General features: G+C 60.1%; 21 protein-coding genes. 10 read left to right on the top strand and 11 right to left on the bottom strand.

Going from position 1 to position 21945, the window contains the following annotated elements; all coding sequences use genetic code 11:
- Positions 1-162: 162 nt before the first annotated feature.
- Genes CAF76_RS23785 through CAF76_RS23775 form a run of 3 tightly spaced genes read left to right on the top strand, consistent with a single transcriptional unit; the run spans position 163 to position 2965 of the window.
- Positions 163-1476 carry a C4-dicarboxylate transporter DctA gene (locus CAF76_RS23785; RefSeq protein ID WP_085612603.1) on the top strand — a complete coding sequence of 438 codons (1314 nt, stop codon included), beginning with the start codon at positions 163-165 and terminating at the stop codon, positions 1474-1476.
- Between the two features lie 49 nt (positions 1477-1525).
- Positions 1526-2230 carry a FadR/GntR family transcriptional regulator gene (locus CAF76_RS23780; RefSeq protein ID WP_064599554.1) on the top strand — a complete coding sequence of 235 codons (705 nt, stop codon included), beginning with the start codon at positions 1526-1528 and terminating at the stop codon, positions 2228-2230.
- A gap of 24 nt (positions 2231-2254) precedes the next feature.
- Entirely contained in the window at positions 2255-2965 is a 711-nt protein-coding gene (locus CAF76_RS23775) for a GntR family transcriptional regulator (protein WP_085648727.1), read from the top strand.
- Positions 2966-3078: 113 nt separating this feature from the next.
- On the opposite strand, the gene yjiA is transcribed toward CAF76_RS23775, so the two are convergent.
- From yjiA to CAF76_RS23760, 3 genes are all read right to left on the bottom strand, one after another.
- Positions 3079-4059 carry a GTPase gene (gene yjiA, locus CAF76_RS23770; protein ID WP_178076194.1) on the bottom strand — a complete coding sequence of 327 codons (981 nt, stop codon included), beginning with the start codon at positions 4057-4059 and terminating at the stop codon, positions 3079-3081.
- Between the two features lie 162 nt (positions 4060-4221).
- On the bottom strand, positions 4222-4419 hold the full coding sequence (locus CAF76_RS23765) for a YbdD/YjiX family protein (protein WP_003228401.1): 198 nt from the start codon (positions 4417-4419) through the stop codon (positions 4222-4224).
- A 15-nt stretch (positions 4420-4434) separates the two neighbouring features.
- Entirely contained in the window at positions 4435-6501 is a 2067-nt protein-coding gene (locus CAF76_RS23760) for a carbon starvation CstA family protein (RefSeq protein WP_085648726.1), read from the bottom strand.
- A gap of 159 nt (positions 6502-6660) precedes the next feature.
- Here CAF76_RS23760 and CAF76_RS23755 point away from each other — a divergent pair, with 159 nt between their 5' ends.
- Positions 6661-7029: a PilZ domain-containing protein gene (locus CAF76_RS23755; RefSeq protein WP_064599557.1), complete on the top strand. Its 369-nt coding sequence runs from the start codon at positions 6661-6663 to the stop codon at positions 7027-7029.
- On the opposite strand, the gene radA is transcribed toward CAF76_RS23755, so the two are convergent.
- On the bottom strand, positions 7030-8397 hold the full coding sequence (gene radA, locus CAF76_RS23750) for a DNA repair protein RadA (protein ID WP_064599559.1): 1368 nt from the start codon (positions 8395-8397) through the stop codon (positions 7030-7032).
- Between the two features lie 143 nt (positions 8398-8540).
- Entirely contained in the window at positions 8541-10082 is a 1542-nt protein-coding gene (gene katB, locus CAF76_RS23745) for a catalase KatB (protein WP_085648725.1), read from the bottom strand.
- 285 nt (positions 10083-10367) lie between these two features.
- On the opposite strand from katB, the gene mscL reads away from it, so the two are divergent.
- Positions 10368-10781 carry a large-conductance mechanosensitive channel protein MscL gene (gene mscL / locus CAF76_RS23740; RefSeq protein WP_064599563.1) on the top strand — a complete coding sequence of 138 codons (414 nt, stop codon included), beginning with the start codon at positions 10368-10370 and terminating at the stop codon, positions 10779-10781.
- A 32-nt stretch (positions 10782-10813) separates the two neighbouring features.
- On the opposite strand, the gene CAF76_RS23735 is transcribed toward mscL, so the two are convergent.
- A complete protein-coding gene (locus CAF76_RS23735; RefSeq protein ID WP_064599565.1) occupies positions 10814-11590 on the bottom strand; it encodes a ferredoxin--NADP reductase in 777 nt (258 codons plus the stop codon).
- A 306-nt stretch (positions 11591-11896) separates the two neighbouring features.
- Between CAF76_RS23735 and CAF76_RS23730 the strand changes: the two genes are divergently transcribed.
- Positions 11897-12619 carry a LuxR C-terminal-related transcriptional regulator gene (locus CAF76_RS23730; RefSeq protein WP_085648724.1) on the top strand — a complete coding sequence of 241 codons (723 nt, stop codon included), beginning with the start codon at positions 11897-11899 and terminating at the stop codon, positions 12617-12619.
- A 151-nt stretch (positions 12620-12770) separates the two neighbouring features.
- Positions 12771-13895 carry a class I SAM-dependent methyltransferase gene (locus CAF76_RS23725; RefSeq protein WP_085648723.1) on the top strand — a complete coding sequence of 375 codons (1125 nt, stop codon included), beginning with the start codon at positions 12771-12773 and terminating at the stop codon, positions 13893-13895.
- 69 nt (positions 13896-13964) lie between these two features.
- On the opposite strand, the gene CAF76_RS23720 is transcribed toward CAF76_RS23725, so the two are convergent.
- From CAF76_RS23720 to CAF76_RS23710, 3 genes are read right to left on the bottom strand one after another with little or no spacing between them, the layout of a single operon-like run.
- Positions 13965-14132 carry a DUF2474 domain-containing protein gene (locus CAF76_RS23720; RefSeq protein WP_007950992.1) on the bottom strand — a complete coding sequence of 56 codons (168 nt, stop codon included), beginning with the start codon at positions 14130-14132 and terminating at the stop codon, positions 13965-13967.
- 57 nt (positions 14133-14189) lie between these two features.
- On the bottom strand, positions 14190-15197 hold the full coding sequence (gene cydB, locus CAF76_RS23715; protein WP_064599572.1) for a cytochrome d ubiquinol oxidase subunit II: 1008 nt from the start codon (positions 15195-15197) through the stop codon (positions 14190-14192).
- A 3-nt stretch (positions 15198-15200) separates the two neighbouring features.
- Positions 15201-16637, bottom strand: a complete 1437-nt coding sequence (locus tag CAF76_RS23710; RefSeq protein ID WP_064599574.1) for a cytochrome ubiquinol oxidase subunit I — start codon at positions 16635-16637, stop codon at positions 15201-15203.
- Between the two features lie 400 nt (positions 16638-17037).
- On the opposite strand from CAF76_RS23710, the gene CAF76_RS23705 reads away from it, so the two are divergent.
- Positions 17038-18276 (top strand): MFS transporter, encoded by a 1239-nt coding sequence (locus CAF76_RS23705; protein WP_085648722.1) that lies wholly within the window; start codon positions 17038-17040, stop codon positions 18274-18276.
- A 5-nt stretch (positions 18277-18281) separates the two neighbouring features.
- Here the strand turns inward: CAF76_RS23705 and CAF76_RS23700 are convergent, their stop codons facing one another.
- Both CAF76_RS23700 and CAF76_RS23695 read right to left on the bottom strand, forming a co-directional pair.
- Complete coding sequence (locus tag CAF76_RS23700; protein WP_085648775.1) at positions 18282-18833, bottom strand: DJ-1 family glyoxalase III; 552 nt, start codon at positions 18831-18833, stop codon at positions 18282-18284.
- A 67-nt stretch (positions 18834-18900) separates the two neighbouring features.
- Complete coding sequence (locus CAF76_RS23695) at positions 18901-19350, bottom strand: DUF4879 domain-containing protein (protein ID WP_085648721.1); 450 nt, start codon at positions 19348-19350, stop codon at positions 18901-18903.
- 220 nt (positions 19351-19570) lie between these two features.
- Here CAF76_RS23695 and CAF76_RS23690 point away from each other — a divergent pair, with 220 nt between their 5' ends.
- Positions 19571-20866: an NCS2 family permease gene (locus tag CAF76_RS23690; protein WP_064599583.1), complete on the top strand. Its 1296-nt coding sequence runs from the start codon at positions 19571-19573 to the stop codon at positions 20864-20866.
- A complete protein-coding gene (gene trmA / locus CAF76_RS23685) occupies positions 20863-21942 on the top strand; it encodes a tRNA (uridine(54)-C5)-methyltransferase TrmA (protein ID WP_064599586.1) in 1080 nt (359 codons plus the stop codon). The genes CAF76_RS23690 and trmA overlap by 4 nt, the downstream gene beginning before the upstream one ends.
- The last annotated feature ends 3 nt before the right edge of the window (positions 21943-21945 follow it).

Genomic DNA, 21945 nt, shown 5'->3' with positions numbered 1-21945 from the left:
GTCAGACCGGTCATGCCAATTCGTCATTTTTCACTTGCGATCCGTAAAAAACAGCGCCTAGACTGCACCCGCACTGGACATACCGGTAAGACCACAATAATTAAGTCCTGAATCTGATGCGCTTCGCGCACGGCAGCCAGGACACCGACCAGGATTCCTCCCATGCTCAGATGGTGCTCGCGTTCAATCTTCCTCCAAGTGGTTCTCGGACTGATGCTCGGCATCGTCTGCGGGCTGACCCTTCCTGAATACTCGGCCCAGCTCAAACCGCTCGGCGACGGTTTCATCAAACTGATCAAGATGCTCATCGGCCTGATCGTGTTCTGCGTGGTGGTCAGCGGCATCAGCGGCGCGGGCGATCTGAAGAAGGTCGGGCGTATCGGCCTCAAGTCGGTGATCTACTTCGAAGTGCTGACCACCATCGCCCTGGTGATCGGTCTGGTGTTCGCCTTCACCACCGGGATCGGCAGCGGCGCCAACATCCATCTGGAGCAACTGTCCGCCGCCGACATGGGCGACATCGCCGAACGCGGCCAGCACATGCACACCACCACTCAGTTCCTGATGGACCTGATTCCGACTTCGGTACTCGGCGCCTTTGCCGACAACAACATCCTGCAAGTGCTGTTGTTCTCGGTGCTGTTCGGCAGCGCGTTGAATCTGGTGGGCGAAGCAGCTTCCGGAATCTCGCGGCTGATCAACGAACTGAGCCATGTGATCTTCCGCATCATGGGCATGATCGTGCGTCTGGCACCGATCGGCGTGTTCGGCGCCATCGCCTTCACCACCAGCAAATATGGCCTTGATTCCCTGCAACACCTGGGCAGCCTCGTCGGCTTGTTCTACCTGACCTGCATCGCCTTCGTCGCGCTGATTCTCGGTCTGGTGATGCGCCTCTCGGGCCTGCGCATGTGGCCGCTGCTCAGGTACCTGCGTGAAGAACTGCTGATCGTCATGGGCACTGCGTCCTCCGATGCCGTGCTGCCGCAGATCATGCGCAAGCTGGAACATCTGGGCATCGGCAGCTCGACCGTCGGGCTGGTGATTCCCACCGGTTACTCGTTCAACCTCGACGGTTTTTCGATCTACCTGACGCTGGCCATTGTGTTCATTGCCAACGCCACCGGTACACCGCTGGCCATGACCGATCTGCTGACGATTTTGCTGGTATCGCTGATTACCTCCAAAGGTGCCCACGGCATTCCGGGTTCGGCGCTGGTGATTCTCGCGGCCACGCTGACGGCCATCCCGGCGATCCCGGTGGTCGGTCTGGTGTTGGTGCTGGCGGTGGACTGGTTCATGGGCATCGGCCGGGCGCTGACCAACCTGATCGGCAACTGCGTTGCCACCGTGGCCATCGCCCGCTGGGAAAAGGACATCGATGTGCAACGGGCGAACAAGGTGCTCAACGGCGAGCAGGGCTATAACTTTCAGCCGAGAAAAACCGTCGCTCAAGCGGCAGCCAAAGAATTCTGAATGACCGCCGTGCCTGCGCCAATGCAGGCACGGCACATGGAGCGAACCCGTGATTACTTCATCAACCGTCGTCAACTCAGTGGTAGAAAAACTTCGGGCGGCGCTGGCCCGTGGTCAGTGGCGCTCCGGCGAGATGCTGCCGGGCCAGCGCGAACTGGCCGAACAACTGGGCATCAGCCGCCCGAGCCTGCGTGAAGCGGTGATCGTGCTGGAAACCCTCGGTCTGGTGCGCTCGATGCCAGGCAAAGGCGTGGTGGTGCTCGACGCCCAGGCCAGTGACAGCCAAAGCCACGACAACGCGGTAGCCGGCGCCAGTCTCGAAGACGTGCTGCAACTGCGCTACACCCTCGAGCCGTTCATCGTCGGGCTGGTGGCGCAGTCAATCAGCAGCAAGGAAGTCGGGCAACTGCGCCTGACCCTGATGGACATGCGCGAAGCCCTCGAAGCGGGCGACAGCGAGGCCGGAGTCAGCGCCTACATCGCGTTCCACGAGGAGCTGTTCACCCTGACCTCGAACCCGATTTTCCAGAGCGTGGTGCAACAGACCAGCAACGCTCTCAAGCAAAGCGCCGAAGTGCTGCGCAATTCGCCGGAGCACCTGGCCGAACGCCTTGAAGAAAACGAAGCCGTGGTGCGCGCGATCCGCAGCAAGAACAGCGCCCAGGCCAGTGCCGAAATGCGCCGGCACATTTTGCGTGAAGGCCAGCGGATGGGCATCGAGCTGAATATTCCGGATGACAACCTGAGCCACTGAAACGCCTCACACAGGAGACCGGCCATGAACAGTCTTGCCACGCCGTCGCACCCTCGCCCGACCTCGGCGGCCCTGCCCTTCTCCCGCCTGCACGCGCCGGTGGACGACCTGTATCCGCGCCTGTTCGACGCAATCCTCGAACAGCGCCTGGATGCCGCCAGCCGCTTCACCGAAGAAAGTCTCAAGCAGATGTTCGGGGTCAGCCGCGCCGATGTGCGTCGGGTGCTGACCCAGCTGTCCCACGAACAGATCATCGTGCTGCGGACCAACCATCGGCCGCGTGTTGCTGCGCCGGACGCCGAGCAGACACGTCAGGCACTGCACGCCCGGCGACTGGCCGAGAACACGCTGGTGCGGTTGGCTTGTCAGCATGCGCAGGCTGAAGATCTGAAGCGCCTGCGCGCCTTGATCGAAGGTGAGCGCCAGGCTGTGGATAAAGATCGACGCGGGGCGGCGATTCGCCTGTCCGGGGAGTTTCATTTGCAGCTGGCGAAAATGGCGCGGAATGCACCGTTGACGCATTTTCTCGGCACGCTGGTGCCGCTGACCTCACTGGCGATTGCGCGATGCGGTAAGCAGACGCACAGATGTTGCGCATGGGAGGAACACCTTGAAATTGTAGAGGCGGTGGAGCGCGGAGATATTTCAAAAGCCGGCATGCTGATGAATCGGCATCTGGAACATCTTGAGCAGACGTTGCTGGGTTCAGAATCTGAATATTGTGTTGCTGGTTAGAACGCCTTCGCGAGCAAGCCCGCTCCCACAATGAACTGCATTCTTCCTGACAGAATGCGATCTACTGTGGGAGCGGGCTTGCTCGCGAAGAGGCCCTTCGAGCCTCCACAAATTCAGTTTTGCTGTGCAGCCACCCTGGCAAACCCCGCCCGGATTTTCTCTTCCGGCAAATCGTCAGCGATAAACACGATCACGCTTTCCCGAGCCTCGCCCTCGGCCCACTCGGTGTCCCAGTCGAAGCCGTAGAGTTTCAGCACACCCTGAAACACCAGCCGCCGATCTTCGCCCGCGATGTTCAGCACGCCTTTGTAGCGCAGCAATTGCTTGCCGTGATCTTCCAGCAATTCATTCATGAATTCGCTGAGCTGATCGATATCCAGCGGCTGGTCGGTACGCAGCACCAGACTGGAAATCCGGTCGATGGACGGCGCCTTGCTGACCGGTCGCAGACTCACCCCGCCGCCGAGATCGGCGTTCAGATTGAAACCGCGCACATCGAGCAACTCGGCCAGATCGATGTTGCCGTGCTCTACCACGCGGATCGGCGCACGGCGGTTGATGCGGGTCAGGCGTTCCCTGAGCGCGGTGAACGCCGCCTCGTCCACCAGATCGGTCTTGCTCACCAGCAAGCGGTCGGCAAAACCGATCTGCGCTTGGGCGATGGTCTGGGTCAAGTGCAGCTCGGCGTGGGCCGCGTCGACGAGGGTGATGATGCCGTCGAGCAAATAGCGTTCGCGCAGTTCTTCGTCGATGAAAAAGGTCTGCGCCACCGGAGCCGGGTCGGCCAGGCCGGTGCATTCGATGACCAGCCGATCAAAGGCGATTTCGCCGCTGTCCAGCCGTTCGAGCAGCAGGTACAGGGCCTTGGTCAGGTCGGTGTGGATGGTGCAGCAGACGCAGCCGTTGGCCAGGGTCATGACTTGCACCGGCTCGTCGCCCAGCAATTGGGTGTCGATACCGGCATCGCTGAATTCGTTTTCGATCACGGCGATTTTCAGGCCGTGCTCAGCTTTCAACAGATGGCGCAGCAAGGTGGTCTTGCCGGCGCCGAGGAAACCGCTGAGCACCGTGACAGGTATTGGAGAAGACAACATCGATCCCCTTCACAAAATTGATGAACAACACAAAACAAATGTGGGAGCGGGCTTGCTCGCGAAGGGGGTCGTGTCAGTCGACATCATTGCTCAATGACACACCGCTTTCGCGAGCAAGCCCGCTCCCACAGTTGGGGACTGCATCAACCGAAGGCTGTCAGATCAACAGCACTTCGGCCCACCCTTGCCACCGTAACGGGCTTCCTGACGTTCACGAAAGAACATCTCGTAGCTCATCACCGGTTTGTCCGGGTGTTTGGTCTGCATATGCTCGACGTAGGTGTCGTAGTCGGGCATGCCGACCATCAGGCGCGCGGCCTGACCGAGGTATTTACCGAGGCGACTCAGGTCATTGAACATGCTGCAATCCTCTGGTTACGCGTCCGGCAGGGCCTGGAATGGCGATTCTTTGTCCGTACGCTCTTTTTTGCCCCAGGCGGCGATGCCGACCTTGAGCGCATAGAACAGGATGCTGAATACCACGAACAGGAACAGCGCGGTCAATGTGGCGTTGGTGTAGGCGTTGAAGATCACGTGCTGCATCTGCTCGACGTTCTTGGCCGGAGCGAGCACCTGACCCGCGGCCAGTGCGTCGTTGTATTTCTTGGCCAGCGACAGGAAGCCGATCGCCGGGTTGGCGTCGAACAGCTTGATGAAGCCTGCGGTCGTGGTGCAGATCAGCAGCCAGGTGGCCGGCAACAGGGTGACCCAGATGTAGCGCTGGCGCTTCATCTTGATCAGGACCACGGTGCCGAGCATCAGCGCGATACCGGCGAGCATCTGGTTGGAGATGCCGAACAGCGGCCACAGGGTGTTGATACCACCCAGCGGATCGATCACGCCCTGATACAGCAACCAGCCCCACATCGCCACACAACCGGCGGTGGCGATCAGGTTGGCGGTCCAGGATTCGGTACGTTTCAGTGCCGGTACGAAGGAGCCGAGCAGGTCCTGCAGCATGAAGCGCCCGGCACGGGTGCCGGCGTCCACAGCGGTCAGGATGAACAGCGCTTCGAACAGGATCGCGAAGTGGTACCAGAACGCCATGGTGTTTTCACCCGGCAGGACACTGTGCAGGATCTGCGCGATACCGACCGCCAGGGTCGGCGCACCACCGGCACGGGCCAGGATGGTGGTTTCGCCGATGTCATGCGCCACGGCTTGCAAGGCTTCCGGGGTAATTGCAAAGCCCCAGTTGCTGACTGCGGTTGCCACGGACACCACGTCACCGCCGACCACGGCGGCCGGACTGTTCATGGCGAAGTACACGCCCGGCTCAATTACCGAGGCAGCGACCATGGCCATGATGGCCACGAACGATTCCATCAGCATGCCGCCGTAACCGATGTAGCGGGCGTTGGTTTCGTTATCCAGCAGCTTCGGCGTGGTCCCGGAAGAGATCAGCGCGTGGAAGCCCGATACCGCACCGCAGGCAATGGTGATGAACAGGAACGGGAACAGACCGCCCTTCCACACCGGACCGGTGCCGTCGACGAACTGGGTCAGCGCCGGCATTTTCAGCTCGGGCATGGTCACCAGGATGCCGATCGCCAGAGCGACGATGGTACCGATCTTGAGGAAGGTGGAGAGGTAGTCACGCGGTGCAAGGATCAACCACACCGGGAGCACGGCGGCGACAAAGCCATAACCGATCAACATCCAGGTAATTTGCACACCGGTGAAGCTGAAGGCTTTGGCCCAGACCGGATCGGCGGCAATCTGCCCACCGAGCCAGATCGAACCCAGCAGCAGCAACACGCCGACTACCGAGATCTCGCCGATGCGGCCCGGACGGATGTAGCGCATGTAGATGCCCATGAACATCGCGATCGGGATGGTCGCCATCACGGTGAAGATGCCCCATGGGCTTTCAGCCAGGGCCTTCACCACGATCAGCGCCAGCACCGCGAGGATGATGATCATGATCAGGAAGCAGCCGAACAGGGCAATGGTGCCGGGGATGCGGCCCATTTCTTCACGCACCATGTCGCCCAGGGAACGGCCGTTGCGACGGGTGGACATGAACAGAACCATGAAGTCCTGCACCGCGCCCGCCAGCACCACGCCGGCGATCAGCCACAGCGTGCCGGGCAGATAGCCCATCTGCGCCGCCAGTACCGGGCCGACCAGCGGCCCCGCGCCGGCGATGGCTGCGAAGTGGTGACCGAAAAGAATGTGTTTGTTGGTTGGAACGTAGTCCAGACCGTCGTTGTTGAGCACGGCGGGGGTGGCCCGACGCGGATCGAGTTGCATCACATTGTTAGCGATGAACAGACTGTAGTAACGGTACGCAACCAGATAAATGGCCACGGCGGCGACCACAATCCACAAGGCGTTGATCGCCTCGCCTCGGCGCAATGCCACTACGCCCAGGGCGCACGCTCCTACGATTGCCAGCAGCAGCCAGGGTAAGTGGCGTAGCAGGCTATTATTATTTTTCATTTTATTATTCCAGCCAGGGTGGACAAGAAAGACAGCCACCCCGAGTTTAGCGCTGTTGGCGGCAAAGGCCATACCCCGACATTGGTCTAGACAGTCCATTCGTTGGCAACACCCCGCAGGTCGGGTCTATAGTCAGCTGACCTTCCTGAGGATTGCGCCATGAGCGAGCACCCGTCCGAGCGTCGCCGCTTCAAACGTATCGCTTTCGATGCCCGAACCGAATTGAGCCAGGGCGAGTACATCTGGCCGGTGAAGCTGATCGATCTGTCGCTCAAGGGGCTGTTGATCGAGCGGCCCGAGCCCTGGCTGGGCAATCCCGAGCAGGATTTTTTCGTCGACATTCATTTGAGCGAGGACGTACACATCGAGATGGATGTGCAACTGGCGCATGAAGATCACGGCCAGCTCGGTTTCGTGTGCCGGCATATCAGCCTGGAGTCGATTCAGCGCCTGCGCCGCCTGATCGAACTCAATCTGGCGGACGAAACCGAACTGGAGCGCGAGCTCGGGGCGCTGATCGACGTCTGATCACTCGAACAACGAGTCCAGCGCCTGCTCCAGGCGCGTCACCGCAATGATCTGCAAGCCTGGCGGCGCTTCCTTCGGCGCATTGCCCTTGGGCACAATCGCGCGCTTGAAACCGTGCTTGGCAGCTTCCTTCAACCGCTCCTGACCGCTCGGCACCGGGCGCACTTCGCCGGACAGGCCGACTTCGCCGAACACCAGCAAGTCATGGGGCAAAGGACGGTTGCGCAGGCTCGACATGACGGCGGCCATCAAGGCCAGGTCAGACGCGGTTTCCAGCACCTTCACCCCGCCGACCACGTTGAGGAACACGTCCTGATCGTGAGTCGGAATGCCGCCATGCCGGTGCAACACCGCCAACAGCATCGCCAGACGATTCTGGTCCAGACCCAGCGTGACCCGACGCGGGTTGGCCAGATGGCTGTCATCCACCAGCGCCTGAACTTCCACCAGCATCGGCCGGGTGCCTTCCCACGTCGCCATCACCACACTGCCCGGAACTTCTTCCTGAGCACGGGTAAGAAAAATCGCCGAAGGGTTGGAGACTTCCTTCAAGCCCTTGTCGGTCATGCCGAACACGCCCAGCTCGTTGACCGCGCCGAAACGGTTTTTCACCGCTCGCAGCAAACGCAACCGACCGTCGGACTCGCCTTCGAAATACAGCACGGTATCGACCATGTGCTCCAGAACCCGCGGCCCTGCGAGCGCGCCTTCCTTGGTCACGTGGCCGACCAGGAAAATCGCCGTGCCGCTTTGCTTGGCGTACCGCACCAGCAACGCCGCACTTTCGCGCACCTGGGATACGCCGCCCGGCGCCGATTGCAATTGTTCGGTGAAAATCGTCTGGATCGAGTCGATCACCATCACCTTGGGTTTTTCCTGGCGGGCGGTGGCGATGATGGTTTCGATACAGGTTTCGGTCATGACCCGCAGTTGATCCTGCGGCAGACCCAGACGACGTGCACGCATGGCGACCTGTTGCTGGGATTCCTCACCGGTAACGTAAAGCGCCGGCATGGTCTTGGCGAGGTTGCACAGGGTCTGCAGCAGAATCGTCGACTTGCCAATGCCCGGGTCGCCGCCGATCAGCACCACCGAACCGTCCACCAGACCACCGCCGAGCACGCGGTCGAGCTCGCCGGAGGCTGTGGAAAAACGTGGAATCTCTTCGATGCTGACTTCGGCCAGGGTCTTGATCTGCGCTTGCTGCCCGGCCCAACCGGTGCGCCCGCTCGGGGCGGCGGCAGCGCCGCTCTCGACCATGGTTTCGGTCAGGGTGTTCCAGGCGCCGCATTCGCCGCACTGCCCGGCCCACTTGGGAAAGGTTGCGCCGCACTCGGTGCAGCCGTACATGCGCTTGGCCTTGGCCATCTGAACCCCCGACAAAAACCGCGATGATAACGCAGCCATCGTCGATCAGCGCGGCGCAGCGGGATGGATTTCTCCGCTGGCCAGACGCGCGGCGCTGCTGTCGGTCAATCCCCGACAATTGCCGGGGCTTGAAAGGGTCGCTGTCAGTCGACCAGTTTGGCGGCCAGGGCCTTGACCCGCTCCAGGTCACCCTTGGCCACTTTGGTCACACCGGCGCCGTATTCCGGATCCGCCTTATAAAGGAAGGACAGCATGATGTGCTTGCTCTCGTCGTCGGTACCCGCCAGCGAACCGCCGAAGCTCTCGATCAGGTCCTGACGTTCCTTCTTGCTGAACGAGCGATACAGATCGCCAGCCTGCTTGAAGTTCTGCTCACGCTGGATCTTCGCCTGTTGCGTGCTGCCCTGCAGCGCGGTCTGGCTGTAGCGCGCACCTGGCGTCTCTTCACGTGATTGCAGACGGCTTGGCTGATAGTTGACGCCCGAGGTGCTCGCACCGGCATTCATCGCGCCATCCTGATTGCCATTGTTGACTGCAGTTTTGGCAGCATTGATCGGCAATTGCAGGGCATTGGCGCCGAGGCGATACATTTGCGTATCGGCATAGGCAAATATCCGACCCTGAAGTAAACGGTCTTCCGAGGGCTCGATGCCCGGAACAACATTTGAAGGCGCCATGGCCACTTGTTCGGTTTCCTGGAAGACATTAGAAGGATTGCGGTTCAAGACCATTTGTCCAACTTTTCGCTCTGGAATACCTGGCCAGATCTTGGTTGCATCAAGAGGATCGAAATCAAACTTGGACAAATCTTGCGGATTCAAGACCTGGATGTACAAGTCCCACTTAGGAAAGTTGCCGCTGTTAATATTTGTTACTAAATCGTGAGTCATGTGACTGTAATCACGGCCCTGAACTTGCGCAACTTGTTGCGGATCGAGATTCTTGATGCCCTGCAAACTTCTCCAATGGAACTTCACATAGTGCACATCGCCTTTGGCATTGATCAGTTTGTAGGCGTGCACACTGTTACCGTCCATCTCCCGATAACTGGCCGGAGTTCCCGAGTTGGAATACAACTCGGTCAATGTGCGGGTGGCTTCCGGTACATGGGAGAAGAAGTCGAAGCGGCGTGAATCATCGTCAAGGTTGGTACGCGGATCAGGCTTGAAGGCGTGCACCATGTCCGGAAACTTGATCGCATCGCGGATGAAAAACGTCGGGAAGTTGTTGCCCACCAGATCCCAGTTGCCGTCAGCGGTGTAGAACTTGGTGGCGAAACCCCGTGGGTCCCGCAGGGTTTCCGGTGAATGGTTGCCATGCACCACCGCGGAGAAACGCACGAACACCGGCGTGACCTGGCCGACAGCGAACACCTTGGCCTTGCTCAGATCACTCAGGTCATTGGTCGCGGTGAACGTGCCATGAGCCCCGGTGCCACGAGCATGCACGACGCGTTCGGGAATGCGTTCGCGGTCGAAGCGTTGCAGCTTCTGGATCAGTTGCACGTCCTGCAACAGTACCGGGCCGGTTGCGCCGGCAGTTTGTGAGTTCTGGTTGTCGCCGACCGCCGCACCGTTATCCCGGGTCAACGGCGCCGCACTCGCGGAAAGGGTCAGTAGGCCGGCAGTCAATAAACCGAAGGTATGACGAAGGGAAAAGGCCCTCAGGCCATGCATGGAATTCATTTCAGACTCCTCTGTTATTTTGAGGCGCATCCAGGTGCGCCTGCCAGAGGCTAGAAGCTCAGCTTGCCAAACATAAATAGAAAGTTCGTAACGCGACGATTGAGCATTTTTTCTTGAAGATCAGCACGTTGCAGCGTATTTCGCGCGCGATTAGTGGCACTTTGCAAACTAATTGCGAAATGGTGTGTCGATAAAAGCGGGCTTTGTAAGAAGGTGTTTCGCGCAGGACGCGTTATGCTGATTTACACTGCGTACACCAAACTCATCTGTAACAAGGAAATAACTATGGGCGTGCTCAGCGAGTTCAAGGCCTTCGCGGTCAAAGGCAATGTGGTCGACATGGCCGTCGGTATCATCATCGGCGCGGCCTTCGGCAAGATTGTTTCGTCATTTGTCGGCGACGTGATCATGCCGCCAATCGGCCTGCTGATCGGTGGGGTGGATTTCAGTGACCTGGCGATCACCCTCAAGGCTGCCCAGGGCGATGCCCCCGCCGTGATGCTGGCGTATGGCAAGTTCATCCAGAGTGTTCTGGATTTCGTGATCGTCGCCTTTGCGATTTTCATGGGTGTCAAAGCCATCAATCGCCTGAAGCGTGAAGAAGCCGTGGCTCCTTCCTTGCCACCGGTGCCGACCAAGGAAGAAGAACTGCTGGGCGAGATTCGCGATCTGCTCAAGGCCCGGAACAACCAGCCTTGAAGACTGAAACGGCGCCTTAGGGCGCCGTTTCCTTACCAGTAGTTTTCCACTGCCACCTGCCCCGGTCGCCGGGTCAGGCTCAAGGCCATACCGCGTTGCTTGAGCAAGGCCCGGGTGTCATCGATCATCTGCGGATTGCCGCAGAGCATCACCCGGGAATGCGCCGGCGTCAGCTCCACACCGGCCATCTTTTCCAGTTCGCCATTTTCGATCAGCGTAGTGATGCGTCCGTTGAGGGCGCCGGCATACGGCTCACGCGTGACCACCGGAATAAACTGGAACTTGTGGGCGTATTCCGCGAGGTAGTCGCGCTGTGTCAGTTCCGCGATCAGCTGTTGATAAGCCAGCTCCCGAGACTCTCGCACGCTGTAGACCAGGATGATTCGCTCAAACTTCTCCCAGACCTCGAAGTCCTGCAGGATCGAAAGAAAGGGCGCCACACCCGTGCCTGTGGATAACAGCCAGAGATCACGACCATCAATGAATCGATCCAGCGTCAGATAGCCAAAGGCCTGGCGCTCGATCAGCAAGCTGTCCCCCACCTTCAGGCGGCTCAGTTCGCTGGTGAACTCGCCCCCCGGCACCACAATGGAAAAGAACTCGAGAAATTCGTCGAACGGCGAAGACACCATCGAGTAGGCGCGCCACACCGTGCTGCCATCCTCACGGGTCACGCCAATCCGGGCGAATTGTCCGGCTCGGAAGCGAAAACCGGCATCCCGTGTGGTACGCAGGGTGAACAGACTGGGGGTCAGCGACTGTACATCGAGCAATGTCTGGCGGCTGAATTTTTCGCTGCTGGCGGTCATTGGGTCACTCCATCAACAAATGAATGAATTGTTACGCATTAATCCTCATTGGAACACCGACGGTTTGTAATGCTATTTCAATGTGCCATCACCCTGAGAAGGAGTAGTAGATAACATTCAAGCGATGCAATTCTTTAAATGATCCTCCGCATATAAATCGACATCTGATATTCCCGTTTCAAGCATCGCTCAAGAGCAAAACAATCCAACAGATTTTTGGGAATCCTCCTACACTTCCATCCGTGTCGGCGCCTTGGATCCAATCCAGCATTCTCACGAAATAGGAAGAGATGGAGAACTCTCGAAATGGAAAGGTGGAAGGAGTATCAAATAGAACAGCTTACGCGCGCGAAGAATATTGAAAACGCATTCCCGATCTTGAGAAATTTTGCCAACAACATCGGTTTTCAATTCTGCGGTATTACAATCTCGCGGCCTGACTCCCAGTCATTCAAACCGTTTTATATCAATAACTTCACAGAGGCGTGGAACGACGAATACGAAAAACAGTGCTGTGAAAGCGACCCGATTGCGGCTTTTTGCCATCAATCAATGTTGCCGTTTCTCTGGACCAGGAAAGCATTTTCCAAGACACCGAAAATGTGGAGTGCACTTCAGAACCACGGGATGGAACATGGCTGGTCACAGTCGTATCTCGACGAAGAGAACGACCTGTGCTGCACAATCAGTCTGGCGCGAACCTACTGCGAAATCTCTGCATTGGAGCTCTACGAACAATACGGTGTGATGCACTTCATCACGCAGCATTTGAGTGAAATGATCGTTCGCGCCCTCCCGCCAGCACAGGCCAAATCACCGCCCGTACGATTGTCTACCCGAGAGCTCGAAATCGTGAGGCTGTGCGCCTTGGGCAAGACCGCCTGGGAAATCGGTCAGATTCTGAATGTGGCCGAACGGACCGTGCACTATCACATCAAAAACCTGATTGTTAAGTTCAACGCCTGCAACAAGATGTCAGCCGTCATCGCCGCCACCAGGGCCGGGTTCATTCCCAATCACCCTTGCTGAAATCAGACGAGTATTGCCAATAAAAAAAACGTACCATTTGCAACCTTCCTGAGTGATGACGCGATCTTTTGCGCCGCTGTCCACTCGGACGGTTCCGCCGCACTACTCCTGGGCCGCGGGACACCCGTCGATTACCCAGAGTCCCCGCCCCATGCCTTTGCTCGATACGCCCTTCGCCCAGCTCGATCTGATCCGCCAGCCCGAACAGCAGAAGGAACCGCTGCAAGCCTTCGACGCAGCCGACGAATACCTGCTCAATCATCTGGCCGAACAGAACCTGCCGATCGAGACACGGGTTCTGGTACTTAACGACAGCTTCGGCGCCCTGGCCATCAGCCTCTCGGGCAAACTGCAGGTCAGCACCAGCGGTGATTCATTCCTGGCGTTTCAGGGGCTGGAAAAAAACCTGCTGCGCAACAGCAAGGCGTTCGATGCTGTGCGCGGTATTCCCGCCAGCGCGCCATTGGTCGGGCCGTTCGACCGGGTGCTGATCCGCGTTCCGAAAACCCTGGCACTGCTGGAAGAACAATTGATTCGCCTGCAAGGCCAATTGGCGCCCGGTGCGCAAGTGGTGGCAGCCGCGATGGTCAAGCATTTGCCCCGTGCCGCCGGTGATCTGCTGGAACGCTACATCGGCCCGGTTCAGGCTTCGCTGGCGGTGAAGAAGGCCCGACTGCTGATCGCCACGCCCGAGCCCAAGACACCGGCCGTCTCGCCCTACCCGACCCGCTATCACCTCGACGAGCCGGCCATCGAACTGCTCAACCACGCCAACGTGTTCTGCCGCGAAGGGCTGGACATCGGCACCCGTGCCTTCCTTGCGCACCTGCCGAAAAACCTCGGCTCGGCACGAGTCGCCGACCTCGGCTGCGGTAACGGCGTACTGGCCATCGCCAGCGCCCTGCAAAATCCTGAAGCGCATTACACGCTGGTGGACGAATCGTTCATGGCCGTGCAATCGGCAGCCGAGAACTGGCGCGCGGCGTTCGGTGAACGTGACGTGATCGTACGCGCCGGCGACGGTCTGGCCGGTCAGGAAGCGCAATCACTGGACGTAGTCCTGTGCAACCCGCCGTTCCACCAGCAACAGGTGGTCGGCGATTTCCTCGCCTGGCGCATGTTCCAGCAGGCCCGCGAAGCGCTGGTGGTCGGTGGCGCGCTGTACATCGTCGGCAACCGTCACCTGGGTTATCACAGCAAACTGGCGCGACTGTTCCGGGGTGTCGAGCAAGTCGCCGCGACTCCGAAATTCGTGATCCTCAAGGCGCGCAAATAATCCGGGCAAAAAAAACCCTCCGGTCGGAGGGTCAAAAATCCGTGCCGCAAGGCAGCGGGATGGGAAGTCTCAGTGCGTGGTCAGACCTGCGGCGTTCATGAACATGCGCATCAGGCTGGCGACGATGAACAGAGCACCGACGCTGCCGACCCAGATCATGGCCAACCAGCCGAGCCGCTGCCACAGCGGCTTTTTTTCGGCTTCTTCAATATCGTGCAGGGAATGTTTGCCGGTCATGCTTGCATCCTCCGGTTGCGGGAGATGGCGCCGCGCTCGGCGCCATCGTGATCACCATTAGTGATAACCGTCTTCGTGGGTGACCTTGCCGCGGAACACGTAATAGCTCCAGAAGGTGTAACCCAGGATGAACGGGATGATGAACAGCGTGCCCACCAGCATGAAGCCCTGGCTTTGCGGCGGCGCGGCGGCGTCCCAGATCGAGATCGACGGCGGCACGATGTTCGGCCACAGGCTGATGCCCAGACCGCTGTAGCCGAGGAAGATCAGCACCAGGGTCAGCAGGAACGGCATGTAGTTGGCGTTTCGCGCCACCGCACGGATCAGTGCGTACAGCGTCACCAACACCAGAATCGGCACCGGCAGGAACCAGAACAGATTGGGCAGGCTGAACCAGCGCTCGGCGATTTCCGGGTGAGAGAGCGGCGTCCACAGGCTGACGATGCCGATCACCGCCAGCAACACGAAGGCCAGCGGGCGCGCCAGGTCATGCATCTGCTCCTGAAGCTTGCCTTCGGTCTTCATGATCAGCCAGGTGCAACCGAGCAGCGCATACGCCACAACAAGCGCGGCGCCGCAGAACAGCGTGAACGGCGTCAGCCAGTCCAGTGAACCGCCGGCATATTGCCGGTTGACCACGGGCAAGCCGTCGATGAACGCACCGAGCGCCACGCCCTGGAAGAATGTCGCGGCAATCGAACCACCGATGAACGCCTTGTCCCACAGGTGACGCTTGTCATCCTTGGCCTTGAAGCGGAACTCGAACGCCACGCCACGGAAGATCAGTCCGATCAGCATGAATATCAATGGCAAGTAAAGCGCCGACAGCACGACCGAATAAGCCAGCGGGAACGCGCCGAACAACGCCGCGCCGCCCAGTACAAGCCAGGTTTCATTGCCGTCCCACACGGGGGCAACGGTGTTCATCATCACGTCGCGGTCGGTCTTGCCGGGGATGAACGGAAAGAGAATCCCGATCCCAAGGTCGAAACCGTCCATGACCACGTACATCATGATGCCGAAGATGATGATCACGGCCCAGATCAGCGGAAGATCAATACCCATGATTCAAATCTCCTTGGTCAGGCTGCGGTCGTGTTCGGCGCCATCGTCGTCGGCAGCGGACAACGGACGGGCCGGCGTACGTTTCTGGCCAGGACCACCTTCGTTGGTTTCCTTGCCTTCGTCGGTCTTCGGTCCTTTGCGCACCAGGCGCATCATGTAGCCCAGCCCCGCACCGAACAGCGCGAAATACACCACCACGAACATGATCAGCGTGATGCTCATCTGCATGAAACTGTGGTTGGAAGACGCATCGGCCGTGCGCATCAGCCCGTAGACCACCCATGGCTGACGACCGATTTCAGTGGTGAACCAGCCCGCCAGGATCGCGATCAGGCCGGACGGCCCCATCCACAGCGCCAGGTACAGGAACGGCCGCGAGGTGTAGAGCGTGTCGCGCTTGCGCAGCCAAAGGCTCCAGAGGCCGGTGAAGATCATCAGGAAGCCGAGGCCGACCATGATCCGGAACGACCAGAACACAATGGTCGAATTCGGCCGGTCTTCTGGCGGGAATTCCTTGAGCGCCGGGACTTGCTTGTCCAGCGAGTGGGTCAGGATCAGGCTGCCGAGGTACGGGATCTCGACGGCGTACTTGGTTTTCTCTTCCTTCATGTCCGGCCAGCCGAACAGGATCAGCGGCGTCGCTTCGTTGCCGACGTTTTCCCAGTGACCTTCGATCGCGGCGATCTTCGCCGGTTGGTGCTCAAGGGTATTGAGGCCATGGAAGTCGCCGATGACTGCCTGGATCGGCGCAACGATCAGCGCCATCCACATCGCCATCGACAGCATGGTGCGGATCGCCGGGTTGTCCTTGCCGCGCAGCAAGTGCCAGGCTGCCGACGAGCCGACGAAGAAAGCCGTCGCGACGAACGCCGCCGTCGCCATGTGCATCAGGCGATAGGGGAATGACGGGTTGAAGATGATTGCCAGCCAGTCGGTTGGAATGACCTGACCGTTGACGATCTCGAAGCCCTGCGGGGTCTGCATCCAACTGTTGGAGGCGAGAATCCAGAACGTGGAAATCAGCGTGCCGATGGCCACCATCACCGTGGAGAAAAAGTGCAGGCCGCGCCCGACCTTGTTCCAGCCGAACAGCATCACCCCGAGGAAACCGGCTTCGAGGAAGAACGCCGTGAGCACTTCATACGTCAGCAACGGGCCGGTGACTGAACCGGCGAAGTCCGAGAAGCGGCTCCAGTTGGTGCCGAACTGGTAGGCCATGACCAGCCCCGAGACCACGCCCATGCCGAAGTTCACGGCAAAGATCTTCGACCAGAAATGGTAGAGGTCACGGTAGGTGTCATTGCCGGTTTTCAGCCACAGGCCTTCCAGCACCGCGAGATAGCTCGCAAGACCGATGGTGATCGCCGGGAACAGGATGTGGAATGAGATGGTGAACGCGAACTGAATTCGGGCGAGATCCAGGGCCTCTAAACCGAACATAAGCTTTCCTCTATCAGATAACGGTTCCAGGACTGGCGGCCTTGAACCACTGCCCCCACGGGTATGGAGTGCGGCGAACTCGAATTCGTTCTTCTTTTTACAGGCATCGCGACGCAGGGAGTCTGCCGACGGGTCCGGGATCAGTTCCGCGATGGGTCTTGATCTGGATCAATCAACGTTGAAAGAGTAGTCCCATTTCCGAGGGAGAACCGCGTGGTCTTTTGCCGCGTGACAAGTTGCCTCACAGACCTGGCAACGCCCTGAAATACATCCGAGGCCGGGGTTCGCGCCACGGCGGGGAAAAATCGATGTCTGGCTAACTAAATTTTCTGTCATAGCAACTTCCTGTTACAGACTGGTGATAATCTCGCGGTTCCCCTCGATCAAGATCGGCCCGCAAATGCCCAGCCAAGAGCCCTTGCTGTTACGTCACCACCGTCCCTTCGTTGCGTTCTGGTTGGCCCGGATCTTCACCGCCAGCGGTTTTCAGATGCTCACCGTGGCGATCGGCTGGAACCTCTATCAACTGACCGGCAATGTGCTCGACCTGGGTCTGGTCGGGTTGGTGGAATTCGCGCCACGCGTATTGTTCATGTTGCACACCGGCCACGTTGCCGATCGCTACGACCGGCGCAAGGTCGCGGCGATCTGCCAGTCGCTGCAGGCCCTGATCGCCCTGGCACTGGCCATCGGCAGCGCCACTGACCATGTCACCCGGGAAATGATCTTTATCCTGGCGTTCCTGCTGGGCGCCGCACGCTCCTTCGAAATGCCGACCACCCAGGCGCTGCTGCCGAGCATCGTGCCCAGCGCGCTGTTTCCACGGGCGGTTGCCGCTGCGCAATCGGCGCAGCAATCGGCCACCATCGTCGCCCCGGCGCTCGGCGGTCTTCTTTATGCCTTCGGCAGCGTGTGGGTCTATGGCCCGACGGTCATTCTGTATGTCATCGCCTGCACGCTGATGCTCAACCTGCCCGCGCGGCAAACACCGCTGAACAAAGGCAAGGCGACGCTGGATTCGTTGCTGGCCGGAATTCGCTTTATCCGCAGCCGCCCGGACATTCTCGGGGCGATTTCGCTGGATCTGTTCGCCGTGTTGCTGGGTGGCGCCACGGCGCTGTTGCCGGTGTTTGCCAAGGACATCCTGCTGACCGGGCCGTGGGGCCTCGGGCTGCTGCGTTCGGCGCCGGCGGTCGGGGCGTTGATGATGTCGCTGTTCCTGGCGCGGTTTGCCGTTGAGCGAAACGTCGGCCGGGTGATGTTCACTGCCGTTGGCGTGTTCGGTGTTGCCACTATCGCCTTCGGCCTGTCGACCTCGTTCTGGTTCTCCCTGGCGGTGCTGGTGGTGCTCGGCGCGGCGGATATGATCAGCATGGTGATCCGCGCCTCGTTCGTGCAGCTGGAAACCCCGGACGAAATGCGCGGCCGGGTCAGCGCGGTGAACGGCCTGTTCATCGGTGCCTCCAACCAGCTGGGCGAATTCGAATCCGGCCTCACCGCCCACTGGTTCGGCACCGTGCCGGCGGTGGTGATGGGCGGCATCGGCACGCTGGTGGTGACCGGAACCTGGATCAAACTGTTCCCGACCCTGGCCAACCGCGACCGGATGCATGTGCCGGTGGAAGAGGTGAAGGCCTGACGCTCTCAGGCCAATAACTCCCCCGCCACCTTCGCTCTGACGGCCTTGCCCGCCAGTTGCTCGACCAGTGTCAGCGCAAATGCCAGCGCGGCGCCGGAGCCTTGGGCGGTGATGCAATTACCGTCGACCACTACGGGTTGATCAACAAAGGTGCAACCGGAAAGGTTATGACTGCTAAGGGGCAGGCAGGTCATCCGGCGTTGACGTAATACACCGAAGCTTTGCAGGGCGACCGCCGGGGCTTCGGCGATGGCGGCGAACAGGCGTCCGGCGCTGGCTTGGTCCTTGAGTAATTGTTGCAAGGGCTGATGAGCCGCCAGGTGTTGCGCGCCGACAGCGCCGCCGGGCAGGACAATCAGGTCGAAGGTCTGGGCCAGCACATCAATGAGCATGCCGTCGGCGGTCAATCGCGTGCCTCGGGCGCAGGTCAGCATGCGCCGGCCCTCGATGCTGGCCGCCACTACTTCGATGCCGGCGCGGCGCAGCACGTCGATCAGGGTCACGCATTGCAGATCATCGATGCCCTCGGCGAGGGTAATCAGGGCTCTAAAGGTCATGGGCGCCATCCGCTGGGTGATCCTTAAAGCGTAGTCAGCTTTGTCCTGCCCTGTTCGGCGACAGCCGTTACTTGATGTAAAGCTGGGTCGACAGCGTGTTGCGCGGGGCGTTGATCGAGGTATTGCTGAAGGTAAAGGTGCCTTCCTGACGGGCCGCCAGATCGAAGGTGTACAGCGAACCGACGGTTTTCGCGCCTGGCGTGCATTCGGTCAGGTTGCCGTTATCGAAAGCACAGACCGGGCTCCGGGTGCCGTTCACTTCAAAGCCGTCCAGCGCTGCCTGAGGCTGGCTCTGGCCGTAACCGATTTCCAGCACATACACCTTGATGCCCGGCGCGCTGTGATCGCAGCGGGTCTGCACCTGGCCATCGGTAATGTCTTCGAGCCCGCAGGACGATGACTGAACCTTGATGACTTTCACCTCGCTCAATGACGGTGCCGACGCCGCGAGTGCCGTCGGTACACCGGCCAGCAGCAAGGCCATCAGTCCAGCGGTCTTCATCCAACCCTTGTTCATGCGATCCATCCCCGAAAAAACAGCGCGCAGTATGGCGTACTTGGCCGTGGTGCAAAACTTCGCCGACGATCGACACCAACATCCGCCATCTTCCTCACGCTGCTGGTATGATGCGCGGCTTTTTCCGGCCCACCACAATTTTCCAGGCGCTTGCGACGGTCTGTGCTTTGCTGTTGAGGTCGATACATTCACGGCGCCACGCGCGCCACGGGGAGCAGACATGCTGGAAAGGCTGTTTCAACTCAAGGCACATAACACCAACGTGCGGACCGAGATTCTTGCGGGCGTCACGACCTTCTTGGCCATGGCCTACATTCTGTTCGTCAACCCGAGCATCCTCGGCGAGACCGGCATGGACAAAGGTGCGGTGTTCGTCGCCACGTGTCTGGCAGCCGCCATCGGCTCCACGGTCATGGGCCTGATCGCCAACTACCCGATCGCCCTCGCGCCGGGCATGGGGCTGAACGCCTTCTTTACCTACACCGTCGTGCTGCACATGGGCCACACCTGGCAAGTGGCGCTGGGCGCGGTGTTCATTTCGGCCGTGTGCTTCTTCCTGCTGTCGATCTTCCGCATCCGTGAATGGATCATCAACAGCATCCCGCTGCCACTGCGCTCGGCGATTGCCGCCGGTATCGGCCTGTTCCTGGCGCTGATCGCCCTGCACAACGCCGGCATTGTGGTCAGCAACCCGGCGACCATGGTCGGCCTCGGCGACCTGAAACAACCGGCGCCGATCCTCGCCACCCTCGGTTTCGCCCTGATCGTCGCCCTTGAGGCCCTGAAAGTACGCGGCGCGGTGCTGATCGGCATTCTCGCGGTGACCATCGTTTCGATCGTGATGGGCTTCACCCCGTTCGGCGGCGTGACCTCGATGCCACCTTCGCTGGCCCCGACCTTCCTGCAACTGGACATCAAGGGCGCGCTGGACATCGGTCTGGTCAGCGTGATCTTCGCTTTCCTGTTCGTCGACCTGTTCGACAACTCCGGCACCCTGATCGGCGTCGCCAAGCGCGCCGGCCTGATGGGCAAGGACGGCCACATGCCGAAAATGGGCCGTGCACTGATCGCTGACAGCACCGCGGCCATGGCCGGTTCGCTGCTGGGCACCTCGACCACCACCAGCTACATCGAATCCGCTGCGGGCGTGAGTGCCGGCGGCCGCACCGGCCTGACCGCCATCGTCGTCGCGATCCTGTTCCTGCTGGCGCTGTTCTTCTCGCCACTGGCTGCCAGCGTACCGGCGTTCGCCACCGCACCAGCGCTGCTGTTCGTCGCCGTGCTGATGACTTCGGGCCTGGCGGAAATAGACTGGGAAGACATCACCGTCGCCGCGCCGGTCGTGGTCACCGCTCTGGCGATGCCTTTCACCTATTCCATCGCCAACGGCATCGCCTTCGGCTTCATCGCCTGGACTGCGATCAAACTGCTGTCCGGCCGCGCCCGTGAGCTGAACCCGGCGCTGGTGATCCTGTCGATTCTGTTCGTGATCAAGCTGGGTTGGTTCAACGCATGACTTTTGATTCCCAGGCTTACGCCGCACAACTCGAAGACAAGGTCACGCGCCTGCGTGACCTGCTGGCCCCGTTCGATGCACCGGAGCCAACGGTGTTCGACTCGCCGTTGCAGAACTTCCGCCTGCGCGCCGAATTCCGCCTGTGGCGCGAGGCCGGCGAGCGGCATTACGCGATGTTTTCCCAGGACGACAAACGCACGCCGATCCTGATCGAAGAGTTCCCGATCGCCAGCCTGCGCATCAACCAGTTGATGCCGCAATTGAAAGCGGCCTGGCAGGCCAGCGCGGCGCTGAGCCACAAGCTGTTCCAGGTCGAGTTTCTGACCACCCTGGCCGGCGACGCGATGATCACCCTGTGCTATCACCGTCCGCTGGACGAACACTGGCACGCGGCGGCGACCCAACTGGCGACGGATCTGGGCGTCAGCATCATCGGTCGCTCCAAGGGCAAGCGCGAAGTGCTCGGCCTCGATTACGTGGTCGAGAAACTCGACGTCGGTGGTCGTACTTTCAGCTACCGCCAGCCGGAAGGCGCGTTCACCCAGCCCAACGGCACCGTGAACCAGAAGATGCTCAACTGGGCATACGAAGCACTGGGTGATCGCAGCGACGATCTGCTGGAGCTGTACTGCGGCAACGGCAACTTCACCCTGCCGCTGGCGACCCGCGTGCGCAAAGTGCTGGCCACCGAAATCAGCAAGACCTCGGTCAACGCCGCGTTGAGCAACCTGGCCGAAAACGCTGTGGATAACGTCACGCTGGTGCGCCTGTCCGCCGAAGAGCTGACTGAAGCACTGAACGAAGTTCGCCCGTTCCGTCGCCTGCACGGTATCGACCTGAAAAGCTACGAGTTCGGCAGCGTGTTCGTCGACCCGCCACGGGCCGGCATGGACCCGGACACCTGCGAGCTGACCCGTCGCTTCGACAACATCCTGTACATCTCCTGCAACCCGGAAACGCTGGCGGCCAACATCGCCCAACTGCACGACACGCACCGCATCACCCGCTGCGCGCTGTTCGACCAGTTCCCCTGGACTCACCACATGGAATCCGGCGTGCTATTGACCCGACGTTGATCG

It is taken from the genome of Pseudomonas sp. B40(2017) (genome assembly GCF_002112855.1).
Classification (GTDB): domain Bacteria; phylum Pseudomonadota; class Gammaproteobacteria; order Pseudomonadales; family Pseudomonadaceae; genus Aquipseudomonas; species Aquipseudomonas pharyngis.
The sequence above is the reverse complement of the archived record's forward strand: the minus strand, read 5'-3'. Positions and strand labels throughout refer to the sequence as shown.

Excerpts from the sequence above, each read along its gene's own strand:
- CAF76_RS23785 (WP_085612603.1), top strand. The coding sequence starts at position 163 with ATGCTCAGATGGTGCTCGCGTTCAATCTTCCTCCAAGTGGTTCTCGGA.
- CAF76_RS23775 (WP_085648727.1), top strand. The coding sequence starts at position 2,255 with ATGAACAGTCTTGCCACGCCGTCGCACCCTCGCCCGACCTCGGCGGCC.
- yjiA (WP_178076194.1), bottom strand. The coding sequence starts at position 4,059 with ATGTTGTCTTCTCCAATACCTGTCACGGTGCTCAGCGGTTTCCTCGGC.
- CAF76_RS23765 (WP_003228401.1), bottom strand. The coding sequence starts at position 4,419 with ATGTTCAATGACCTGAGTCGCCTCGGTAAATACCTCGGTCAGGCCGCG.
- CAF76_RS23760 (WP_085648726.1), bottom strand. The coding sequence starts at position 6,501 with ATGAAAAATAATAATAGCCTGCTACGCCACTTACCCTGGCTGCTGCTG.
- CAF76_RS23755 (WP_064599557.1), top strand. The coding sequence starts at position 6,661 with ATGAGCGAGCACCCGTCCGAGCGTCGCCGCTTCAAACGTATCGCTTTC.
- radA (WP_064599559.1), bottom strand. The coding sequence starts at position 8,397 with ATGGCCAAGGCCAAGCGCATGTACGGCTGCACCGAGTGCGGCGCAACC.
- katB (WP_085648725.1), bottom strand. The coding sequence starts at position 10,082 with ATGAATTCCATGCATGGCCTGAGGGCCTTTTCCCTTCGTCATACCTTC.
- mscL (WP_064599563.1), top strand. The coding sequence starts at position 10,368 with ATGGGCGTGCTCAGCGAGTTCAAGGCCTTCGCGGTCAAAGGCAATGTG.
- CAF76_RS23735 (WP_064599565.1), bottom strand. The coding sequence starts at position 11,590 with ATGACCGCCAGCAGCGAAAAATTCAGCCGCCAGACATTGCTCGATGTA.
- CAF76_RS23730 (WP_085648724.1), top strand. The coding sequence starts at position 11,897 with ATGGAAAGGTGGAAGGAGTATCAAATAGAACAGCTTACGCGCGCGAAG.
- CAF76_RS23725 (WP_085648723.1), top strand. The coding sequence starts at position 12,771 with ATGCCTTTGCTCGATACGCCCTTCGCCCAGCTCGATCTGATCCGCCAG.
- CAF76_RS23720 (WP_007950992.1), bottom strand. The coding sequence starts at position 14,132 with ATGACCGGCAAACATTCCCTGCACGATATTGAAGAAGCCGAAAAAAAG.
- cydB (WP_064599572.1), bottom strand. The coding sequence starts at position 15,197 with ATGGGTATTGATCTTCCGCTGATCTGGGCCGTGATCATCATCTTCGGC.
- CAF76_RS23710 (WP_064599574.1), bottom strand. The coding sequence starts at position 16,637 with ATGTTCGGTTTAGAGGCCCTGGATCTCGCCCGAATTCAGTTCGCGTTC.
- CAF76_RS23705 (WP_085648722.1), top strand. The coding sequence starts at position 17,038 with ATGCCCAGCCAAGAGCCCTTGCTGTTACGTCACCACCGTCCCTTCGTT.
- CAF76_RS23700 (WP_085648775.1), bottom strand. The coding sequence starts at position 18,833 with ATGACCTTTAGAGCCCTGATTACCCTCGCCGAGGGCATCGATGATCTG.
- CAF76_RS23695 (WP_085648721.1), bottom strand. The coding sequence starts at position 19,350 with ATGAACAAGGGTTGGATGAAGACCGCTGGACTGATGGCCTTGCTGCTG.
- CAF76_RS23690 (WP_064599583.1), top strand. The coding sequence starts at position 19,571 with ATGCTGGAAAGGCTGTTTCAACTCAAGGCACATAACACCAACGTGCGG.
- trmA (WP_064599586.1), top strand. The coding sequence starts at position 20,863 with ATGACTTTTGATTCCCAGGCTTACGCCGCACAACTCGAAGACAAGGTC.